Raw genomic sequence first — 17,978 nt, 5'->3', positions numbered from 1 at the left:
CTTTACTCCGCCTTCGGCGCTGCGCTGGCATCGGTGACGATGGCGCCCGATTTGATGACCTGGATGCTCGCACTGCCGTTATCGCCGCTCAGCAGATAGTCGGCTGCGCTGGTGTCCTGCTCCTGCGCATCGGCGACCGAGCGTAGCGCGAGCGACAGCCGGTCCGCCATCTGCTGGGCGACAGCGAGCACCTTCGTTTGATCGGGGGTGAGTTCGAGCGTCGCCGTCGTGCCGACCACGGCCTTCGAGCCGTCGTCCTTTTCCTGGATCTGCTGGTCAATGGCCAGAACGCGGACATTGCTCAGCACGGTCTCGGTGATGAGCTTGTTGGCTTCGGTGCCCTTGCGGACCATGATGACGTCGACGCGGTCGTTCGGCAGGATGAAGCCGCCGGCACCTGTTGCCACCGATATCTCGGTCGCGACGGCGCGCTTGCCGGCCGGCAACAGCGAGGAAAGGATGCGGCTGCTGGAATCGGCGACCTTTTCCGGCCGGATCGGTTCGCCTTCGAAGATCGGCAGGCGCACGACGGCACCCTGCAGATCCTTGATCGCATCCGGCTTGTCGGCTTCGGTGATCAGGCCCGGGACAACGGCGCCCTGCGGCCAGGCCATCCAATGAACGGACTGGTCGCTCAGCCTTTCGCCGACCGCCAGATTGGCGCCCGAGACCAGGACGTTGACCGTCGGTTCCTTCTCGATGACCGACTGGACCTGGGTAACGACACCGCCACTGCCTGCCATGCGCATCGCCAGGAGGCCGGCGAGGCCGGCTGCCACCACGGCGACAGCAAGGATTATAAGGCGGGCCGGTTTCATCGATCATTCCTCAGGGCACGATATGTTCGCCCTGCAGAATGCTCAGCAATTGGTATAATTATGGTTAATGGAACGCTTACATTTTAAGTTAACGGGCATTTAAAATGCCGTTATTTCAGGCTTTCCAGCGCAGCTAGGAAGAGCGGCGAAGAAGGGAAGGCCATGAAGCCGCCGATCGCGATGGCGATGCCGTAGGGGATCTTCTTGGCCAGCAGGACCGAATTCGGCACCGGCAGGCCGATGGCAAGGATGGTGTTCGATTGCGCTCTCACCAGCAGGATCAGCAAGGTTATCAGACCGCCGATCATGGCGACGTCGACCATCAGGAAAGCGAGCGATTGATTCAGACCAAACCAGAGCGCGGTGGCGCTCAACAGCTTGGCGTCTCCGCCGCCCATCACATTGAACGCAAAAAGAGCGAAGCAGGCACTAAAGACGATTGCCGCGCCGGCAAGATGCAAACCGATCATCTCCCAGCCCAGGCCGGACAGCGGCGCGAGGATGAAGAAAGAGGCAATCAGGATCAGGGAAACGCGGTTCGGAATCGTCATGGTGAACAGATCGGAAAAGGCCGCCATGGCGAGGCAGAGTGGCAATATCACAAACACTGCAGCGGCGATCATGTGTATACCCCGTCATAACGAGATGCGAAAAGGCTCACGGCCATTCAGCCTGTGAGCCCGCTCGATAGATCAGTCGGAGCCGATCCGGCCGTATAATATGGGCGCCAAGTGGCTGCCCCTATCTTAGTTCGACGCCGTAACGCCGGTGTTCATCTTGGTGCTCAGATTGTTGAACGTGGTGCTGATGCTGTTGCCGAGAGCCGTTGCGCCGGTAATCAGCGCTACGGAAATGAGGGCAGCGATCAGGCCGTATTCAATTGCGGTCGCGCCGGATTCGTCCTTCAGAAAACGGCTAAAAAGCTTGGTCATGGTAACTCCTAACTCCAGTTGATGTTCAGCACGTCCGCCAACTGTTTGCCGTTGATCGGATGGCATCAACCTAGCGAATGGGCGTTTCCATCGGCTTAAAGAAAAGAGTTAACGAGGCGTCAACGAGACACCAGCCCCTTGCAGGGTAAGTATTTTCTTATGCGACTACTTCAATATTTAACAATCTTCCCGGAATAACCGCTGGATTCATCCGGTAATAGCACAGGTCTTACTTCCAACCGGAGCGTGTGCGGTCCTGAGGCCGTGCCAAATCGGATCATTGCGCCTCATCCCGGAACAGGGAGGCGGGCTTAAGGCTTCGTTCACCATTTTTTTCCATTCTATGCGGATATTGCGCTGTGATCGTGAAAGAGGACCAAATGTCATCGAGCGGCAAAACCATTTTCTTTGCCGGCATGATCGCCGTTTTCGGTAATTCGGGAGTTTCCTCGGCCGCAGACGATGACATGCTGCGCGTCTATATGGATCACGCGCGCGTATTGAAGCTCGACCGCCCCGTCAGCAAGGTCATCGTCGGCAATGCCAAGGTCGCCGATGCGACCGTCGCCGACGCCAAGACCATCGTTCTCACAGGACGCAGCTTCGGCACCACCAATCTGGTTCTACTCGATGCCGATGGCAATGCGATCCTCGACGAGCGTATTCTGGTGTCGATCGATGAGGGCAACACGGTGCGCGTATACCGGCAGACCGAACGCTCCGTACTGTCCTGCACGCCGAACTGCGAGCAGCATGCACAGCAGGCGACCACCAGCACTACCTCGCCCTGATTGGCTTACCTCTCTTCTTCGGCCATTCGTTAAAATCGTCGCCTCAGACTGAAACGGAAAATCAACGAACGGACCCTAGTGTGGCGGACAGAGAATGTCGCTCGGGTCCAGGCAATGACGGTAATTGATCAGAAGACGGATAAAGCGCGCGTCTGCGCGCCGTTCCGTTTTTCACGGTTTCGCGCTCTCGGCCGATCGCGCGAGGGTTCCGCGGCGATCGAATTCGCGTTGCTTGCCATTCCCTATTTCCTGGTGATTTTCGCAGTCCTCGAAACCTTCGTCGCCTTTGCTGCCGAGGAACTCGTCTCCAACGCCGTCGATACGATGAGCCGCAAGATGCGAACCGGGCAGATCACCTATAATCTTGGCCGCACGACCGATATGAACCAGGCGCAGTTCCGCCAGGCTTTCTGCGATGAGATCTCGATCCTGATCCGCTGCTCGACGAGCGAAGTGGCTACGCCGAGCAAGCTCTACCTGGATGTACAGACATTCAGCACCTTTTCGGCCATTCCGACGACGATTCCCAAGCTTTCGACCGACAAATATGCCGACCTCAACACGGCGGCCTTCAAATATGCGCCGGGCGGCGCAGGCACCATCAACATGGTCCGCGCCTACTATCGCTGGGAAATCACGGCGGATCTGGTCCGGCCCTATATCACGACGATACGTCCCTCCGACGGTTCGATGCCGAGGGAATATCTGATCATCGCGACCGCGGCCTTGCAGAACGAGCAGTATCCATAATGGCGTTACGCAACCCGTTCAGCAGACTGGTATTGACGGCGCGGCGGCTGGCCCGAGACCGCAAGGGCGCCGGAGCGATCGAATTCGCGATCCTCTTTCCCGTGCTCGTCATGCTCTATATCGGCGCTTTCGAGATCACGATCGGCCTCAGCGTCAGCAAGCGGGTGACACGCGCTGCAGGGACGGTGGCCGACCTCGTCACCCAGCAGCAATCCATCACGAAGAGCACGCTTGCACAGATGCCGTCGGTCGCAACCGCGATCTTCGTGCCTTACAACAACACGTCGCTGACGCTGAAGATCACCGGAATTACGATCGACGCCAGCGCCAATGCGAAAGTGCTGTGGTCGTGGGCGCAGGACGGGACCTCGCCCTATGCCAAGAATACGGCCGTGAGCAATGTGCCGTCCGACATGAAGACCGCCAACAGCTTCCTTGTTCGCACCGAGCTCAGCATCCCCTATACGATGTTCCTGTTTGCGCCGAATTTCCTGCCGGACGGCATGCGCACGATCACCATCAGCCGCAGCTATTTCTACCGCCAGCGGCAAGGCGACTCGATCGCCTGCAGCGACTGCTGACAGCCCTCCCCTTCTTCCCGAATTTGCCAAGCCGGCCGCAGCATTATATGCCTGAGGCTCTGCCGCTCCGACGTCCCTGGGGCCGGCGATCGGCTCTCTCGGGTGTAAAATGGCGCGTGCCTTTCTTTTCGTTCTGGATTCTTTCGGCGTCGGCGGAGCGCCGGATGCGGCGGCCTATGGCGACGAGGGCGCCGATACGCTCGGCCATATCGCCGAGTTCTGCGCAGCCGGAGCCGCAGATCGTGCCGGATTGCGCAGCGGGCCGCTTTCCCTGCCCAACCTGTCGGAACTCGGGCTGATGCAGATCGCCCGATCGGCCTCCGGCCGGTTCCCGGCCGGCATGCCCGTTCCCGAGAAGGTCTACGGAATTTATGGCGCCGCCACCGAAATCTCCCGCGGCAAGGACACGCCATCAGGCCATTGGGAGATCGCAGGAACACCTGTCAGTTTCGATTGGGGTTACTTCCCGATGGAGGGCGAGGCCTTTCCTGCCGAATTCATCGAGGCATTGTGCAGGGAGGCCGATGTGCCCGGCATTCTCGGCAACTGCCATGCCTCTGGAACGGAGATCATCGCCCGGCTCGGCGAGGAGCATATCCACACCGGCAAGCCGATCTGCTACACCTCCTCGGATTCGGTCTTCCAGGTCGCTGCGCACGAGGTGCAGTTCGGTCTCGATCGCTTGCTCACTTTCTGCCGTCTAGCCCGCGGGATGCTCGATCGCTACAATATCGGTCGCGTCATCGCCCGGCCCTTCATCGGTCAGTCCCCCTCGACCTTCCAGCGCACCGGAAACCGGCGCGACTTCTCCGTGCTACCGCCGGAGCCGACGCTGCTCGACCGGCTTATCGAACACGGCCGGCACGTGCATGCTGTCGGAAAGATCGGCGACATCTTCGCGCATCAGGGCATTTCCAGGGTCATTAAGGCAAATGGCAACGATGCGCTGATGGATGCATCGCTCTCAACCATCGACGAGGCCGAGGACGGCGATCTCGTCTTCACCAATTTCGTCGATTTCGACATGATTTACGGCCATCGCCGCGATGTGCCGGGTTATGCCGCGGCACTCGAAGCCTTCGATGCCCGATTGGCCGAAGTCCACAAGAAGCTGAAGCCAGGCGATCTCGTCGTGCTCACCGCCGACCACGGCTGCGACCCGACCTGGCGCGGCACGGACCATACGCGCGAGCGCGTGCCCGTCATCGCCTATGGCCCAGGCATCCGGTCGCGTTCGATCGGCGTGCGCCGCAGCTATGCCGATATCGGCGAGAGCTTAGCGCGCCATCTCGGCATTCCGGCGGGACCGCATGGAAGGAGTTTTCTGTGACGTCGCATTTGAAGAAGGTCGAACTGCACTGTCATCTGGAGGGTGCGGCACCTCCTGAATTGACCGAGGCGCAGGCGCACAAATACGGTGTCGATATCAGCGGCGAGCTTCGCGGCGGCGCCTATGTCTGGCATGATTTCGCAAGCTTCCTCGAATGTTACGACAAGGTTTCCGAGGTCTACAGGACCGAGGAGGACTATGCGCTTCTGACCGAAACCTATCTCGACCAACTCGCCGGCATCAATACGATCTACAGCGAACTGATCGTTTCGCCCGACCACGGCAAACGCATCGGGTTGGGTGCCGACGCCTATATATCAGGCATCTGCGAAGGCATCCGGCGGGCCAGGGAAAAGAGCGGTATCGAGGCCCGGCTGATCGTCACTGGCGAGCGGCATTTCGGTCCGGAGAGCGTGATCGGCGCCGCCGAATACGCGGCAAAGGCCGGCAATCCTCTGATTACCGGCTTCAACCTTGCCGGCGAGGAGCGGATGGGGCGCGTCGCCGACTATGCCAGGGCCTTCGATATCGCCCGCGATGCCGGCCTGGGGCTCACCATTCATGCCGGCGAGGTCTGCGGCGCCTTCAGTGTCGCCGACGCGCTCGATGCCGTGCGCCCCTCGCGCATCGGCCATGGCGTGCGCGCCATCGAGGATCTCGATCTGGTGAAGCGGCTTGCCGATCTCGGCACCGTGCTGGAGATCTGCCCGGGCTCCAATATCGCGCTTAAGGTCTTTCCCGATTTCGCTTCGCATCCGCTGCGCCGGCTGAAGGACGCCGGCGTGCGCGTGACGATAAGCTCGGACGATCCGCCGTTCTTTCATACCTCACTGGAGCGGGAATACGAACTTGCCGCCGAGGCTTTCGGCCTCAGCGACGACGAGATCGATGCGATGACACGAACGGCAATCGAAGCTGCCTTCGTCGACGATGAGACACGCAAGGCCCTGCTCGCCCGACTTTGAGAGCCAAAGGTGGAGCGAGGCTGGGGATGATCGGCGCAAATTGGCCGCCACTCTTGCAGTCGGGCCGATTTCCGTGAAAGAAACATTCGATAGAAAATGAAAGGCTTCCCCATGGACGGCGTCACGGTCATCGATCACCCGCTGGTGCAGCACAAACTCACCATCATGCGGCGCAAGGAGACATCGACGGGAAGTTTCCGGCGGTTGCTGCGCGAAATCTCGACGCTGCTCTGTTACGAGGTGACCCGCGATCTCGAACTGACAATGGAAACGATCGAGACGCCGCTGCAGACGATGGAATCGCCAATCCTCGAAGGCAAGAAGCTGGTCTTCGCCTCGATCCTGCGCGCCGGCAACGGCCTGCTCGAAGGCATGCTCGATCTCGTGCCTTCCGCCCGCGTCTCGCATATCGGCGTTTACCGCGACCACGAAACGCTGCAGCCGGTCGAATATTACTTCAAGGCTCCGGAAGACGTGGCCGAGCGGCTGATCATCGTCGTCGACCCGATGCTTGCAACCGGCAATTCGTCGATCGCCGCGATCGACAAGCTCAAGGAACGCGGCGCCCACAATATCCGCTTCCTCTGCCTGCTTGCCGCTCCCGAAGGCATCCGCAACTTTCGCGCCGCGCATCCCGATGTTCCCGTGTTCACTGCGTCGATCGACAGTCATCTCAACGAAAAGGGCTATATCATGCCCGGCCTCGGCGATGCCGGCGACCGCATGTACGGCACCAAGTAATTTCAGATTTCGTTTACCAAATCGAAAGCCTTGAAGGCCCGGTGGTTCATTCCGGGCCTTTTTGTTGGCGATATTAGCAACTTGTCAGCACTTGAGGTTTAGCAATTCCGAAGCATGAGGCCCCGCATGAAGCGGGGTTTATACAGGAAGGATTTCTGTTTCATGCTCGTGCGTACCGTCCTATTCGCCAGCATCGCCGCGGTGCTCGCAACACAGGTGCCTTCCTTCTTCGGAGACACCGGCCAGCGGTCTGCTGACGCGCTTTCCGCCAATTACCTATCGACCGAAAGCGACAAGCCCGCGGCACCCGCACCGGTCTCAGGCAGCAATGCGATCCGTCTGCAAGCGGATGCCCAGGGCCATTATACCGGCGGCTTCAAGATCAACGGCAAGTCGGTGCAAGGCCTGATCGATACTGGCGCCACCTATGTCGCGCTCAACGAGACGCTCGCCCGCCGACTGGGCTTCACCGCAAACCAGCTCGATTTCCGCTACGGGGTGAACACCGCAAACGGCCAGACGAAGGCGGCGCATGTGATGCTCGACCGGGTGGAAATCGGCGGCATCCGCGTGCGGGACGTCGAAGCCTTCGTCCTCAAGGACGAAGCGCTGACGACGACGCTAGTCGGCATGAGCTTCCTACAGAAGCTCGCCTCCTATTCCGTCGCCGACGGTTCGCTCAGCCTGAAGCAATAAACCATCAGATCCGGGTCGAGATCACCGGCGGCAGCTCCGGCTTTTCCTTGGTGATGCGGTAATGCGCGGCGAGTGCCGCCGCTGCCCGTTCCGCCGCCGCTTCGTCGGCGGCGTGAACCAGCGCGATCGGTTCGCCGGCGCTGACACGGGTGCCAAGCGGCAGAAGCTCGGAGAAGCCGACGCGATGATCGATCCGGTCGGCCGGATGGCGTCTTCCGCCGCCGAGATCGATGACGCTGATGCCGATACCGCGCGCGTTGCAGGCGGCAAGCCAGCCGGACCGAGGGGCGAGAACAGGTTTTTCCGCAGGCGCCCTGGCCAGATATTTGCCGGGGTTTTCGATAAGATCGGCCGGACCGCCGAGCATGGAGACCATGCGGGCGAAAACCTCGGCCGCCTGTCCCGATGACAGCGCCTTGCGCGCCATCCCCTCGCCTTCATCAGGGGAAGGTGCAATGCCCGATTTCACCAGCATCTCGGCGGCGAAGGCAAGAATGACGGTTTCGAGCCGCGTGTCCGCCTTCCTACCCGCCAGGAAATCCAGGCAGTTGCGCATCTCGACCGCATTGCCGGCTGCATCGGCGAGCGGCTGGTTCATGTCGGTGATCAGCGCCGAGGTCTTCACGCCTGCGCCATTGGCGACCTCGACCAGCGACTGCGCCAGGATCTCCGCCTGGGCACGGTCGGCCATGAAGGCGCCGTTGCCGACCTTGACGTCCAGCACCAGCGTCTGAAGCCCGGCCGCAAGCTTCTTCGACAGGATGGAGGCGGTGATGAGGGGAATGGAATCGACGGTTGCAGTCACATCGCGCACGGCATAGAGCCGGCCGTCGGCAGGCGCAAGGGCCCCAGTCTGGCCGATGATGGCGCATCCGGCCTCCCTCACGACCTTGTGGAACAGGTTCGCATCCGGGGTAATCATATAGCCGGGAATGGATTCGAGCTTGTCCAGCGTGCCACCGGTATGGCCAAGGCCGCGCCCTGAAATCATCGGAACGGCGAGACCGCAGGCCGCAGCGATCGGCGCCAGCATCAGCGAAACATTGTCGCCGACGCCACCGGTCGAATGTTTGTCGGCGATCGGGCGGTCGATATCGGCCCATTGCAGCCTGTCGCCGGAGTCGGCCATCGCCAGCGTCAGGGCGACGGTCTCGGCCCGCGACATGCCCTTGAACCAGACGGACATGGCGAAGGCGCCGATCTGGCCTTCCGACAGCTGACCGGCAGCGAGTGCTGCGATGAAGGACCGGATATCGTCGGGGTCGAGCTCGTCGCCATCGCGCTTACGCCGGATGATCTCCTGCGGGATCATCTCAATAGCTCGACGCCGCAGCCGGTGCAGACTGTGTTCCGCTCAGAACCGCCAGGATATCGTCAAGCAGACTGGAAGCGCCGAAACGGAAGGTCGACGGCATCGCCCAGTCGGGCGCCATGATGGTTTCGGCAAGACTCAGATAGAGCGCGGCATCAGCCACCGAACCGATGCCGCCGGCTGGCTTGAACCCGACCTTGCGGCCGCTTTCGCGAATGGCGCGGATCATGATGTCGGCGGCCTCGAGTGTCGCATTGACGGCGACCTTGCCGGTAGATGTCTTGATGAAATCGGCGCCGGCGTCGATGGCGAGTTCAGAGGCGCGGCGGATCAATGCCGCATCCTTCAACTCGCCGCTCTCGATGATGACCTTCAGAAGGACAAGGCCGGCGCATTCGGCGCGCACGGCCCTGACCATGTCGGTCACCGCCTTCTCATTGCCGGAAAGCAGCTTGCGATAGGGGATGACCAGATCGATCTCGTCGGCGCCGTCGGCAATCGCCTCGCGTGTCTCGGCGGCGACGTCGGCCACTTCCATATCGCCGGAGGGGAAGTTGACGACGGTAGCGATGCGCACGGCATGGCCGATGCCGAGGATATTGCGGGCCTGAGCGACGAAGCGCGGCCAGATGCAGATTGCAGCGCTGTTGCCGTAGGGCGTCTGCGCGCGGGCGCAGAGCACATCGATCTGCGCCTCGGTGCAATCGTCCTTCAAATTGGTGAGATCGAGAAGGGAAAGGGCGACAGCCGCCGTTTCCCGGATGGAATGGCTATTCATCTTTACTTCCTCCGGCCGCAATCATGTCTTTCAATATGGCGGCGAGACGGGCGCCGCCGATGGGCGCCATGTCCTTGGTTTCTTCATGGCTGAGCTCATTGCCGGTCATGCCAGCCCCATAGTTGGTGATAACCGAGGCGGCGGCAACCCTCAGGCCCAGCATTCTTGCAATGATGACCTCGGGCACCGTCGACATGCCGACGGCATCGGCACCGAGGATGCGGGCCATGCGGATTTCGGCGGGCGTTTCGAAGCTCGGGCCCGAAAACCACATATAGACACCGCGCGCCAGCTCGATTTCGAGTTTGGCCGCTGCCCTTTGCATCGCCCCAGCAAGGCCCGCATCATAGGCATTGGTCATACCGACGAAACGATGGTCGCTTTCCTCGCCGATCAGCGGGTTCATGCCGGAATAGTTGATGTGATCGGTGATTTGCATCACCGAACCGGGCGGCAGGTCGTCGCGTAGCGATCCGGCAGAATTGGTCAGGATCAGCGCTTCGACGCCGAGCGCCTTCAGCACCTCGATCGGCAGGCGCATGGCGCTGGCATCGCCCTTTTCGTAATAATGCACACGGCCGGAGAGCATGACGATAGGCACGCCTCCAAGGCGGCCGGCGACGACTTCGCCCGCGTGACCGGAGACGGCACTGACGGGAAAGTCCGGCAGGTCGCGATAGGGAACACGCACGGCGCCGTCCAGCTGGCCGACCAGGGAGCCGAGACCGGAGCCGAGCACGATGCCGTGGCGCGGCTTGATGCCGCCGAGCAAAGCGGCAAGCAGGTTGACTGTCGCCTTCATCCGAGTTCGGTCTCGAAGCTGAAGGGAAGAAGCTCTTCCATCGTCATCGTCTTCTGCACGCCTGCGTCATCACAGAGATAGATCTTCGTCTCCTTGGAGGCGAATTCGGAGATCTTCTGGCGGCAACCGCCGCAGGGCGGGCAGAGCGGCAGCTTCTCGGCAATGACCGCCATTTCGACGATCTTCTTGGCGCCGCCCATGATCATGGCGCTGATCGCCGTCGGCTCGGCACACCACCCTTGCGGAAAGGACAGGTTTTCGATGTTGGCGCCGGTATAGACCTTGCCGTCCTCGGCGCGGATCGCCGCACCGACCGGGAATTTCGAATAGGGCGCATGGGCAAAAGCCATCGCGCCGCGGGCGGCTTCGAACAGGTCGTGGGACATATCAACGCTCCTTCGTATAGGGCACGCCGCCGGCTTTCGGCGGGGTCGCGACGCCGATGAAGCCGGCAAGCAGGACGCAGGTCAGGATATAGGGCAGCGCCTGAAAGACCTGCACTGGCACTTCGCCGATCAGCGGCACCTGCTTGCCCTGCATGAAATTGGCCAGCGCATCGAGGAAGCCGAAGAGCAGGCAGGCAAACATCACCGGCACCGGCTTCCACTTGGCGAAGACGAGGGCGGCGAGCGCGATGTAGCCCTTGCCGGCCGACATGTCCTTGATGAAGGCGGCGGACTGGGCGATTGCCAGATAGGTGCCGGCAAAGCCGCAGAGGATGCCGGCGCACATGACGGCGCGGTAGCGCAGCCAGGCGACCGAGATGCCGGCCGTATCCACCGCACCGGGGTTTTCGCCGACGGCGCGCAGCCGCAGGCCGAAGCGGGTGCGGTAAAGCACCCACCAGGAAAACGGCACGGCAAGAAAGGCGAGGTAGGTCAGAATATTGTTGCCCGATATGACATTGGCATAAAGCGGGCCGAAGATCGGTATGTCGCGGGCGGCATCGGCACCCGGCAGGATGATCGGTGCGAAACGCGCATCCGGCGACAGCTGCGGCGTGCGCCCGCCTTGGCCGAACCAGGCCTGACCGAGCACGATGGTGATGCCGGCGATGAAGAAGTTGATCGCCACACCCGAGACGATCTGATTGCCGCGGTTGGTGATCGAGGCAAAGCCATGCACCAGGCTGAGCGCCACCGAACAGACGATGCCGGCACCGAGCCCGAGCCAGGCCGAATCGGTGAGATAGGCGATGCAGGCGGCAGCAAAGGCCGAGCCCAGCATCTTGCCCTCAAGGCCGATATCGAAGATGCCGGCGCGTTCCGAAAACAGACCGGCAAGGGCGGTGAAGATCAGCGGGATCGACAGGCGGATGGTCGAGCTCAGAACGCTGATGAAGATGTCATAATAATCCATCGCCCGCTCCTTAACCGCGCTTGAACTGTTGGTAGAGCCGCACCATCGCCGGCCGGAACATGTATTCCAGCGCGCCGGCGAAGAGGATCACCAGACCCTGGATGACAAGGATCATCTCGCGGGTGATGTTCGGCATTTCGAAGGAGACCCAATCGCCACCCTGGTAGAGGATGCCGAACAGGATCGCCGCCATGATGATGCCGAGCGGATGGTTGCGGCCCATCAGCGACACGGCGATGCCGACGAAGCCGGCACCACCGACGAATTCCACCTGCAGGCGGGCCGACGAACCCATGACGGGGTTCAGCGCCATCATGCCGGCAAGGGCGCCGGAGAGCAGCATGGCGACAATGACCGTGCGGGCATAGGGGATGCCGGCATAGTCGGCCGCCGTTCGGCTGACGCCCAGCGTGCGCATCTCGAAGCCGAGCTTGGTGCGCCAGATCAGGACCCAGACAAACCAGGCGGCAAGAAGGGCGATGATAAAGGAGACGTTGAACGGCGCAGCACCCAGCTTGGCTCCGAACGTCGTCATGAGCCAACCAAGCTTTGGAAGCTGCCCTCCCTCAAGGAAGGTGCGGGTTTCAGGCGCCATCTTGCCCGGCACGATCAGCACGTGCACCAGCAGATACACCATGAGGGCGGCGGCGATATAGTTGAACATGATCGTCGTGATGACGATGTGGCTACCGCGCTTTGCCTGGAGGAAAGCGGGGATGAAGGCCCAGGCCGCACCAAAGAGACCTGCGCCGATGACGGCGATCGGCATCGTCACATACCAGGGCACGTAACGATCGAGCGCCAGTGCCACCAGCGCGCAGCCGAGACCGCCGACATAGGCCTGGCCTTCGGAGCCGATGTTGAAGAGGCCGGCATGGATTGCCACCGCGACGGAGAGGCCAGTAAAAATGAAGCTCGTCGCATAGTAGAGCGTGAAGCCGATGCCTTCGCCGTTGCCGAGCGCGCCCTCGAGCAGCAGCGACAGCGCGTCTAGCGGGCTTTCGCCGATCAGCCAGACGACAAAACCGGAGATCAGGAAGGCGACGACGAGGTTTAAAAGCGGAATCAGGCCGTAGTTGATCCAGTGTGGTAGCGGAACGGAAGCAGTGCTCATAAAGGCCTCACGCGGCAATGCCGGCCATCATCAGGCCGAGGGTCTGTTCACCGGCATCGGGCGTCTTCTCGCCGACCACATGGCCGGCAAACATGACAAGGATACGGTCTGAAAGGGAGCGGACTTCATCGAGTTCGACGGAGACGAGCAGGATCGCCTTGCCGGCGTCACGCATTTCGATGATCCGGCGGTGGATGAATTCGATGGCGCCAATATCGACGCCGCGGGTCGGCTGGCCGATGATCAGCATCTTCGGATCGCGCTCGATCTCACGGGCAACGACGATCTTCTGCTGGTTGCCGCCGGAAAAATTCGCCGTCTTCAGCCGCGGGTTCGGCGGACGGATATCGTATTTCTCGATCATCTCCATCGCATCCTTGCGGATCGCTTCGAGATCAAGTAGTGGACCTTTGCTGTAGCCCGGGCGCCGGTGATAGCCGAGCACGGAATTTTCGTATTCCTCAAATTTCAGCACCAAGCCCATGTGGTGGCGGTCTTCGGGAATATGGGCGAGACCGAGTTCGCGCAGGCGGGCGGGATCGGCCTTGTCGATCGTCTGGCCGTCGAGAAGGATTTCGCCGGAGGTCGGCTTGCGGATGCCGGCAATCGCTTCCAGCAATTCGGACTGGCCGTTGCCGGCAACCCCGGCAATGCCGACGATCTCGCCGGCGCGCACGTCGAAGGAGACATTGTCGACCATGGTGACGCCGCGATTGTCCTTGACCGAAAGGTTGCGGACGGAGAGCACGGCGGCGCCGGGGTTCGCCTCGCCTTTCTGTACGCGCAGCAGCACGCGGCGACCAACCATCAGCTCGGCAAGCTCCTCCACCGTCGTTTCCGCCGTCTTGCGGGTCGCGACCATCTCGCCGCGGCGCATGACCGAGACGGTATCGGTGATCGCCATGATCTCGCGCAGCTTATGGGTGATGAGGATGATCGTCTTGCCCTGGTCGCGCAGCACCTTGAGGATGCGGAAGAGGTGATCGGCCTCTGCCGGCGTCAACACGCCGGTGGGTTCGTCGAGGATCAGGATCTCGGCGCCGCGATACATGGCTTTCAGGATTTCGACGCGCTGCTGCAGGCCGACCGGAAGCTCTTCGATCAGCGCATCCGGATCGACCTCGAGACCGTATTCCGTTTCCAGCCGCTTGAGTTCGGCGCGGGCCGATGCAACACCTCTCGCCAGCAGCATGCCGCCTTCGGCGCCGAGCATGATGTTCTCAAGCACCGTGAAATTGTCGACCAGCATGAAATGCTGGTGCACCATGCCGATGCCGGTGGCGATCGCCGCCTGGCTGTCGCGGATGGTGACGGGATTGCCGTTGACGCGGATCTCGCCGCTATCGGCATGGTAGAAACCGTAGATGATCGACATCAGCGTCGATTTGCCGGCGCCGTTTTCGCCGATGATGCCGTGGATCGTCCCCCTGGCGACGGTGAGGTTGATGTCCTTGTTGGCATGGACGGCACCGAATTTCTTATCGATGCCGACAAGCTCGATAGCGGGCTTATCTGTCACTGCAGGCTCCAAATAAGAAAAGGGCGTATGGCGAAAATCCCCTCCGCCATACGCCCGATCTCAATCGTCGATCATTTCCGGGCGCGGATCACTTCGGGCAAGCGTTGTCCGAGGTGTAATCGTGAACCTTGATGGTCCCCGCGATGATATCGGCCTTGGCCTTGTCGACGGCCGCCTGCATTTCCGGCGTGATCAACGACTTGTTGTTGTCGTCGATCGCTGCGCCGACACCCTCTTCCTTGACGCCGAGCGCCTGGACGCCACCGGTGAACTTGTCGTTCTTAGTGTCGGTATAGGCGTTGTAGACGGCGAGATCGACGCGCTTGACCATCGAGGTCAGAACAGAGCCCGGATGCAGATGGTTCTGGTTGGAATCGACGCCGATCGAAAGCTTCTTGTTGTCGGCGGCCGTCTGCAGAACGCCGAGACCGGTAGCACCAGCTGCCGCGTAGATGACATCGGCGCCCTGATCGATCTGGTTCTTGGTGAGTTCGCCGCCGCGAACCGGGTCATTCCAGGCTGCACCCGTGGTGCCGGTCATGTTCTGGAAAACTTCGACATCGGCCTTGGCGGCGCGTGCGCCCTGTTCATAGCCACATTCGAACTTGCGGATCAGCGGAATGTCCATGCCGCCGACGAAGCCGACCTTGCCGGTCTTCGATGCCATGCCGGCGAGAACGCCGACGAGGTAAGAGCCTTCTTCTTCCTTGTAGACCACCGAGCGAACGTTCGGTTTATCGACGACGGAGTCGACGATGATGAACTTGGTGTCGGGGAATTCGGCTGCGACCTTCTCGATGGCCGAGGTCCAGGCGAAGGAAACGGCTACCACCGGATTGAAACCGCGGCTTGCAAAGTTGCGGATGGCCTGTTCGCCCTGGGTGTCGCCCGTCGGCTCGAAGTCGCGATAGGCAATGCCGGTCTCGGCCTTGAACTTCTCGGCGCCGTTGTAGGCCGCCTCGTTGAAGGACTTATCGAACTTCCCGCCGGTGCCGTAAACCAGCGCCGGCTTGACATCGGCAGCGAGCGCCGTCGTCGACATGGCAGCCACGGCAAGGAGAGTGAGAAGGGTTTTTTTCATTGTGCAGCCCTGTTGTTGCTATTCGTTAGGGGTCCTCCCGCAAGTCCTTTTCGGACATGTCTGCGGAACCACCGACCTCCCCCCGGAGGCCTGGCTGCGTGCATCCTTGCATGGCTCACGGAAAAATTCACCAGAAATTTTTCAGCTGGTAAAGATTTGCAGCGATTGCCGAAAATCCGTTCTTCGGGGCTGATTTTTAGACATTTCCGTCGTCGGGATGCGAAATTTCCAGCCAATCCGGCAGCCATGTCGGGGCTACGGAAACAATGGAGGCCGATCGGATTCCCGGCCGGGTCGCGGCGGCAAAAGGGCTTGCCTATGCGGTGAAGCGACCAGCCACCGGCGGCTTCTTATAACCGATCATCCAGAGAAGCAGCGCGATCACCAGGAAAACGGCAAAGGCCGGCTGGAGCATCAGCCATTGGAAGATGAAGGTGTAGAACCGCGGGTGGACATAGTAGGAAAGGGAGGATTGCAGCGACATGAGGGTTGTCGGGCTCACATCCTGCCAGGCATCGGAGATCGGCGTCATCACCACTGAGGACGCTGCAACCGATTGGATCGAATCGATGGTCCCGGCAATAACGGCCGCCGCAAGCGCGACAAGGCTGGCCAGACGCAACAGGAAACGCATCAATTCCTCCGACGCTCGTTATGCCAGACAATTCCGGCCGGCCGCGCCATTCTCCACCTTGAGAATTACATAGTCATCGATGATGTGAAGCACAATGGACGGGTCGAGGCGAGTTTTATCTGAAGAAGTCAAAAAACTGTTAGATTTCGGTTGATCGACAAAAATTCATCGGTATATATCGCGCCGTTCCGACGATTTGCTCCTATCCAGGCGCGAACGCCAAAGAAGGACAGGTGGCCGAGTGGTTTAAGGCGCACGCCTGGAACGCGTGTGTACGTGAAAGCGTACCGTGGGTTCGAATCCCACCCTGTCCGCCATACCGCAAGGGGACCCCTTGCATCTTCAGCGACACCGCAAGATTCGAGAAAATCGATTGCGTGCCCGAAGGCGCGTACCCGGAGAACAGTCTGCGCTTGCAGACATCTGCGCTTCTCACCTGACCATGACGAAACCGACTCGAAGAAGCTTGAGGCTCCGACTTGTGGGACAGAACTCAAAAGCCTTTTCGCTCAGCCGCCCGGCGATCGAATTGCCTGCCAAGAACGATCCAACGTGATCACGGTTACGGATACCTATTGGAAAATTTCCGAGATCTCGCTTGTCGCTGAGATTGTATGAAGCCCTCCCTCGGACATCTGAAATTTGCGAGCCAGAACGATGGAGGCATAGCATATTCCAAATGTCCCTAGGCTTTGCGAAACAATAAGCAGTGCCAAAGCCGCGAGGCTTATTTTTCCACCCTGAAAAACAGCAGCCGCTTGGTATGACATAGACGCCGCTATGGCCATCAATAGAAACGGAACGATAGAGGGAAGAATAATCCCGGCAAACAGGCGCAAAAAGGTTGGAACGAAGCCATGTCGGCCCCTGGCAAAGGCATCTGCAAGTCCGCTGGTTGAACCTGCAATTCCGGCAGTCGGCCAGGTTCCGACAAGGGCGAGGAGCGACGGATAGCTAATTGCGAACAGCCCGCCGCATACCAGTACAAGTCCACCCGTCGACAAGGAAGCGGCGCCGAAGGCGAGAGGGAGGCCGATTACGATAGCCATTACGACAAGCACAATGAGGAAATTTTTCCAGATGTAGCTGCCAAACCCAACCATCCCTCGGTTGATCTGCACTCGTTCCGTTCCGCTCAATATGGTATTTTGGGCACAATATCCTAAATATAGCGCAACAAAAAACTGAGTTGAACCGCCACGACTGCTCTCATTGTACTCAGAAAATACTATGACCGCGCAACTTATTGCAACAACAAAACAAATAAGAAACAGATTATGCCTTAGGAAGGAAATCGTGTCACTCAGCATTGTCACCCCTGCTAGCCTGCCGCTCGCTGCCGAGTCGAGATATCGTCATCAAAATACAGCGCTGTCAAATGCAGGGCGCGTCATCAACGTGCTGGGAACCAAGAATATGTCGACGGCCCACAGCGCGTCGAACGATTCCTGATTTTTTACCATGCCGCTTCACCGCGTCTTTGCACGTTTGGGTTTATCTTCTGCCAAACTAAAACACGGAGATTAAACAGGTGGAAGAACTGTCGGTAAAGTCGAAGATCATCAAGTCCGTCTATTTCAGCCAGGAAGACGCGCGGCTCAGGATTTGCTTCAAGAATGGGGAGGAGCGGCTGTTCGAAGGCGTTCCGTCCTCGGAAGCCCATGCGATGACAGTGGCGCCGTCTCCCGGCCATTATTACCTCGACCGGATCAGAACCCGGTTTCGGAGACTGGCTGCCTGACAAGCGGAGGCGCCAGCTTACGTCCCGGAATGCT

Annotated in this window: 21 protein-coding genes and 1 tRNA gene; 9 read left to right on the top strand and 13 right to left on the bottom strand. The window is 60.3% G+C overall.

The window, feature by feature from the left end; genetic code table 11:
- Window positions 1-2: 2 nt before the first annotated feature.
- From cpaB to HJB89_RS00720, 3 genes are all read right to left on the bottom strand, one after another.
- Window positions 3-818, bottom strand: coding sequence for a Flp pilus assembly protein CpaB (gene cpaB / locus HJB89_RS00730; RefSeq protein ID WP_207582486.1), 816 nt, complete (start codon window positions 816-818; stop codon window positions 3-5).
- Window positions 819-928: 110 nt separating this feature from the next.
- A complete protein-coding gene (locus HJB89_RS00725; RefSeq protein WP_207582485.1) occupies window positions 929-1,441 on the bottom strand; it encodes a prepilin peptidase in 513 nt (170 codons plus the stop codon).
- A gap of 123 nt (window positions 1,442-1,564) precedes the next feature.
- On the bottom strand, window positions 1,565-1,750 hold the full coding sequence (locus HJB89_RS00720; RefSeq protein ID WP_007634070.1) for a Flp family type IVb pilin: 186 nt from the start codon (window positions 1,748-1,750) through the stop codon (window positions 1,565-1,567).
- Window positions 1,751-2,130: 380 nt separating this feature from the next.
- Between HJB89_RS00720 and HJB89_RS00715 the strand changes: the two genes are divergently transcribed.
- The 7 genes from HJB89_RS00715 (at window position 2,131) to HJB89_RS00685 (ending at window position 7,604) form a co-directional block, all read left to right on the top strand.
- Complete coding sequence (locus HJB89_RS00715; RefSeq protein ID WP_207582484.1) at window positions 2,131-2,541, top strand: pilus assembly protein N-terminal domain-containing protein; 411 nt, start codon at window positions 2,131-2,133, stop codon at window positions 2,539-2,541.
- 114 nt (window positions 2,542-2,655) lie between these two features.
- Window positions 2,656-3,291, top strand: coding sequence for a TadE/TadG family type IV pilus assembly protein (locus HJB89_RS00710; protein ID WP_207582483.1), 636 nt, complete (start codon window positions 2,656-2,658; stop codon window positions 3,289-3,291).
- On the top strand, window positions 3,291-3,872 hold the full coding sequence (locus HJB89_RS00705) for a TadE/TadG family type IV pilus assembly protein (protein WP_207582482.1): 582 nt from the start codon (window positions 3,291-3,293) through the stop codon (window positions 3,870-3,872). The genes HJB89_RS00710 and HJB89_RS00705 overlap by 1 nt, the downstream gene beginning before the upstream one ends.
- 109 nt (window positions 3,873-3,981) lie before the next feature.
- On the top strand, window positions 3,982-5,202 hold the full coding sequence (locus HJB89_RS00700; RefSeq protein WP_207582481.1) for a phosphopentomutase: 1,221 nt from the start codon (window positions 3,982-3,984) through the stop codon (window positions 5,200-5,202).
- The gene (locus HJB89_RS00695) at window positions 5,199-6,167 is read left to right on the top strand and encodes an adenosine deaminase (protein ID WP_207582480.1); all 969 of its coding nucleotides are present in this window, start codon (window positions 5,199-5,201) and stop codon (window positions 6,165-6,167) included. The genes HJB89_RS00700 and HJB89_RS00695 overlap by 4 nt, the downstream gene beginning before the upstream one ends.
- Before the next feature lie 111 nt (window positions 6,168-6,278).
- A complete protein-coding gene (gene upp, locus HJB89_RS00690) occupies window positions 6,279-6,908 on the top strand; it encodes a uracil phosphoribosyltransferase (RefSeq protein WP_003544477.1) in 630 nt (209 codons plus the stop codon).
- Between the two features lie 126 nt (window positions 6,909-7,034).
- The gene (locus tag HJB89_RS00685; protein ID WP_207582479.1) at window positions 7,035-7,604 is read left to right on the top strand and encodes a TIGR02281 family clan AA aspartic protease; all 570 of its coding nucleotides are present in this window, start codon (window positions 7,035-7,037) and stop codon (window positions 7,602-7,604) included.
- Between the two features lie 4 nt (window positions 7,605-7,608).
- On the opposite strand, the gene deoA is transcribed toward HJB89_RS00685, so the two are convergent.
- The 9 genes from deoA to HJB89_RS00640 form a co-directional block, all read right to left on the bottom strand.
- Entirely contained in the window at window positions 7,609-8,916 is a 1,308-nt protein-coding gene (gene deoA / locus HJB89_RS00680) for a thymidine phosphorylase (protein WP_221148682.1), read from the bottom strand.
- Between the two features lies 1 nt (window position 8,917).
- Window positions 8,918-9,694 (bottom strand): deoxyribose-phosphate aldolase, encoded by a 777-nt coding sequence (gene deoC, locus HJB89_RS00675; RefSeq protein ID WP_207582477.1) that lies wholly within the window; start codon window positions 9,692-9,694, stop codon window positions 8,918-8,920.
- Window positions 9,687-10,496 (bottom strand): purine-nucleoside phosphorylase, encoded by an 810-nt coding sequence (locus HJB89_RS00670; protein ID WP_221148680.1) that lies wholly within the window; start codon window positions 10,494-10,496, stop codon window positions 9,687-9,689. The genes deoC and HJB89_RS00670 overlap by 8 nt, the downstream gene beginning before the upstream one ends.
- Window positions 10,493-10,882, bottom strand: coding sequence for a cytidine deaminase (locus HJB89_RS00665; RefSeq protein ID WP_207582475.1), 390 nt, complete (start codon window positions 10,880-10,882; stop codon window positions 10,493-10,495). Before HJB89_RS00665 ends, HJB89_RS00670 begins: the two co-directional genes overlap by 4 nt.
- Window position 10,883: 1 nt before the next feature.
- On the bottom strand, window positions 10,884-11,855 hold the full coding sequence (locus HJB89_RS00660; RefSeq protein ID WP_207582474.1) for an ABC transporter permease: 972 nt from the start codon (window positions 11,853-11,855) through the stop codon (window positions 10,884-10,886).
- A gap of 10 nt (window positions 11,856-11,865) precedes the next feature.
- A complete protein-coding gene (locus HJB89_RS00655; RefSeq protein ID WP_207582473.1) occupies window positions 11,866-12,969 on the bottom strand; it encodes an ABC transporter permease in 1,104 nt (367 codons plus the stop codon).
- 7 nt (window positions 12,970-12,976) lie between these two features.
- Window positions 12,977-14,488, bottom strand: a complete 1,512-nt coding sequence (locus HJB89_RS00650; RefSeq protein ID WP_207582472.1) for an ABC transporter ATP-binding protein — start codon at window positions 14,486-14,488, stop codon at window positions 12,977-12,979.
- An 88-nt stretch (window positions 14,489-14,576) separates the two neighbouring features.
- The gene (locus tag HJB89_RS00645) at window positions 14,577-15,569 is read right to left on the bottom strand and encodes a BMP family protein (RefSeq protein ID WP_207582471.1); all 993 of its coding nucleotides are present in this window, start codon (window positions 15,567-15,569) and stop codon (window positions 14,577-14,579) included.
- A 316-nt stretch (window positions 15,570-15,885) separates the two neighbouring features.
- Complete coding sequence (locus tag HJB89_RS00640) at window positions 15,886-16,203, bottom strand: hypothetical protein (RefSeq protein ID WP_207582470.1); 318 nt, start codon at window positions 16,201-16,203, stop codon at window positions 15,886-15,888.
- A gap of 227 nt (window positions 16,204-16,430) precedes the next feature.
- Between HJB89_RS00640 and HJB89_RS00635 the strand changes: the two genes are divergently transcribed.
- Window positions 16,431-16,520: transfer RNA gene (locus HJB89_RS00635), tRNA-Ser, on the top strand.
- A gap of 255 nt (window positions 16,521-16,775) precedes the next feature.
- Here the strand turns inward: HJB89_RS00635 and HJB89_RS00630 are convergent.
- A complete protein-coding gene (locus HJB89_RS00630; protein ID WP_207582469.1) occupies window positions 16,776-17,513 on the bottom strand; it encodes a hypothetical protein in 738 nt (245 codons plus the stop codon).
- Window positions 17,514-17,734: 221 nt separating this feature from the next.
- Here HJB89_RS00630 and HJB89_RS00625 point away from each other — a divergent pair, with 221 nt between their 5' ends.
- Window positions 17,735-17,944: a KTSC domain-containing protein gene (locus tag HJB89_RS00625; protein WP_207582468.1), complete on the top strand. Its 210-nt coding sequence runs from the start codon at window positions 17,735-17,737 to the stop codon at window positions 17,942-17,944.
- The last annotated feature ends 34 nt before the right edge of the window (window positions 17,945-17,978 follow it).

The sequence above is a fragment of the Rhizobium sp. NZLR8 genome (assembly GCF_019685025.1).
Taxonomy (GTDB): Bacteria; Pseudomonadota; Alphaproteobacteria; order Rhizobiales; family Rhizobiaceae; genus Rhizobium.
This window is presented reverse-complemented; position numbering and strand designations above follow the sequence as displayed.

What these genes read in the sequence shown, in the direction of transcription:
- upp (WP_003544477.1), top strand. Translation starts at nt 6,279, where the DNA reads ATGGACGGCGTCACGGTCATCGATCACCCGCTGGTGCAGCACAAACTC.
- HJB89_RS00670 (WP_221148680.1), bottom strand. Translation starts at nt 10,496, where the DNA reads ATGAAGGCGACAGTCAACCTGCTTGCCGCTTTGCTCGGCGGCATCAAG.
- HJB89_RS00645 (WP_207582471.1), bottom strand. Translation starts at nt 15,569, where the DNA reads ATGAAAAAAACCCTTCTCACTCTCCTTGCCGTGGCTGCCATGTCGACG.
- HJB89_RS00665 (WP_207582475.1), bottom strand. Translation starts at nt 10,882, where the DNA reads ATGTCCCACGACCTGTTCGAAGCCGCCCGCGGCGCGATGGCTTTTGCC.
- HJB89_RS00705 (WP_207582482.1), top strand. Translation starts at nt 3,291, where the DNA reads ATGGCGTTACGCAACCCGTTCAGCAGACTGGTATTGACGGCGCGGCGG.
- HJB89_RS00685 (WP_207582479.1), top strand. Translation starts at nt 7,035, where the DNA reads ATGAAGCGGGGTTTATACAGGAAGGATTTCTGTTTCATGCTCGTGCGT.
- HJB89_RS00630 (WP_207582469.1), bottom strand. Translation starts at nt 17,513, where the DNA reads ATGCTGAGTGACACGATTTCCTTCCTAAGGCATAATCTGTTTCTTATT.
- deoC (WP_207582477.1), bottom strand. Translation starts at nt 9,694, where the DNA reads ATGAATAGCCATTCCATCCGGGAAACGGCGGCTGTCGCCCTTTCCCTT.
- cpaB (WP_207582486.1), bottom strand. Translation starts at nt 818, where the DNA reads ATGAAACCGGCCCGCCTTATAATCCTTGCTGTCGCCGTGGTGGCAGCC.
- HJB89_RS00710 (WP_207582483.1), top strand. Translation starts at nt 2,656, where the DNA reads ATGACGGTAATTGATCAGAAGACGGATAAAGCGCGCGTCTGCGCGCCG.
- HJB89_RS00660 (WP_207582474.1), bottom strand. Translation starts at nt 11,855, where the DNA reads ATGGATTATTATGACATCTTCATCAGCGTTCTGAGCTCGACCATCCGC.
- HJB89_RS00725 (WP_207582485.1), bottom strand. Translation starts at nt 1,441, where the DNA reads ATGATCGCCGCTGCAGTGTTTGTGATATTGCCACTCTGCCTCGCCATG.
- HJB89_RS00720 (WP_007634070.1), bottom strand. Translation starts at nt 1,750, where the DNA reads ATGACCAAGCTTTTTAGCCGTTTTCTGAAGGACGAATCCGGCGCGACC.
- HJB89_RS00655 (WP_207582473.1), bottom strand. Translation starts at nt 12,969, where the DNA reads ATGAGCACTGCTTCCGTTCCGCTACCACACTGGATCAACTACGGCCTG.
- HJB89_RS00715 (WP_207582484.1), top strand. Translation starts at nt 2,131, where the DNA reads ATGTCATCGAGCGGCAAAACCATTTTCTTTGCCGGCATGATCGCCGTT.
- HJB89_RS00640 (WP_207582470.1), bottom strand. Translation starts at nt 16,203, where the DNA reads ATGCGTTTCCTGTTGCGTCTGGCCAGCCTTGTCGCGCTTGCGGCGGCC.
- deoA (WP_221148682.1), bottom strand. Translation starts at nt 8,916, where the DNA reads ATGATCCCGCAGGAGATCATCCGGCGTAAGCGCGATGGCGACGAGCTC.
- HJB89_RS00700 (WP_207582481.1), top strand. Translation starts at nt 3,982, where the DNA reads ATGGCGCGTGCCTTTCTTTTCGTTCTGGATTCTTTCGGCGTCGGCGGA.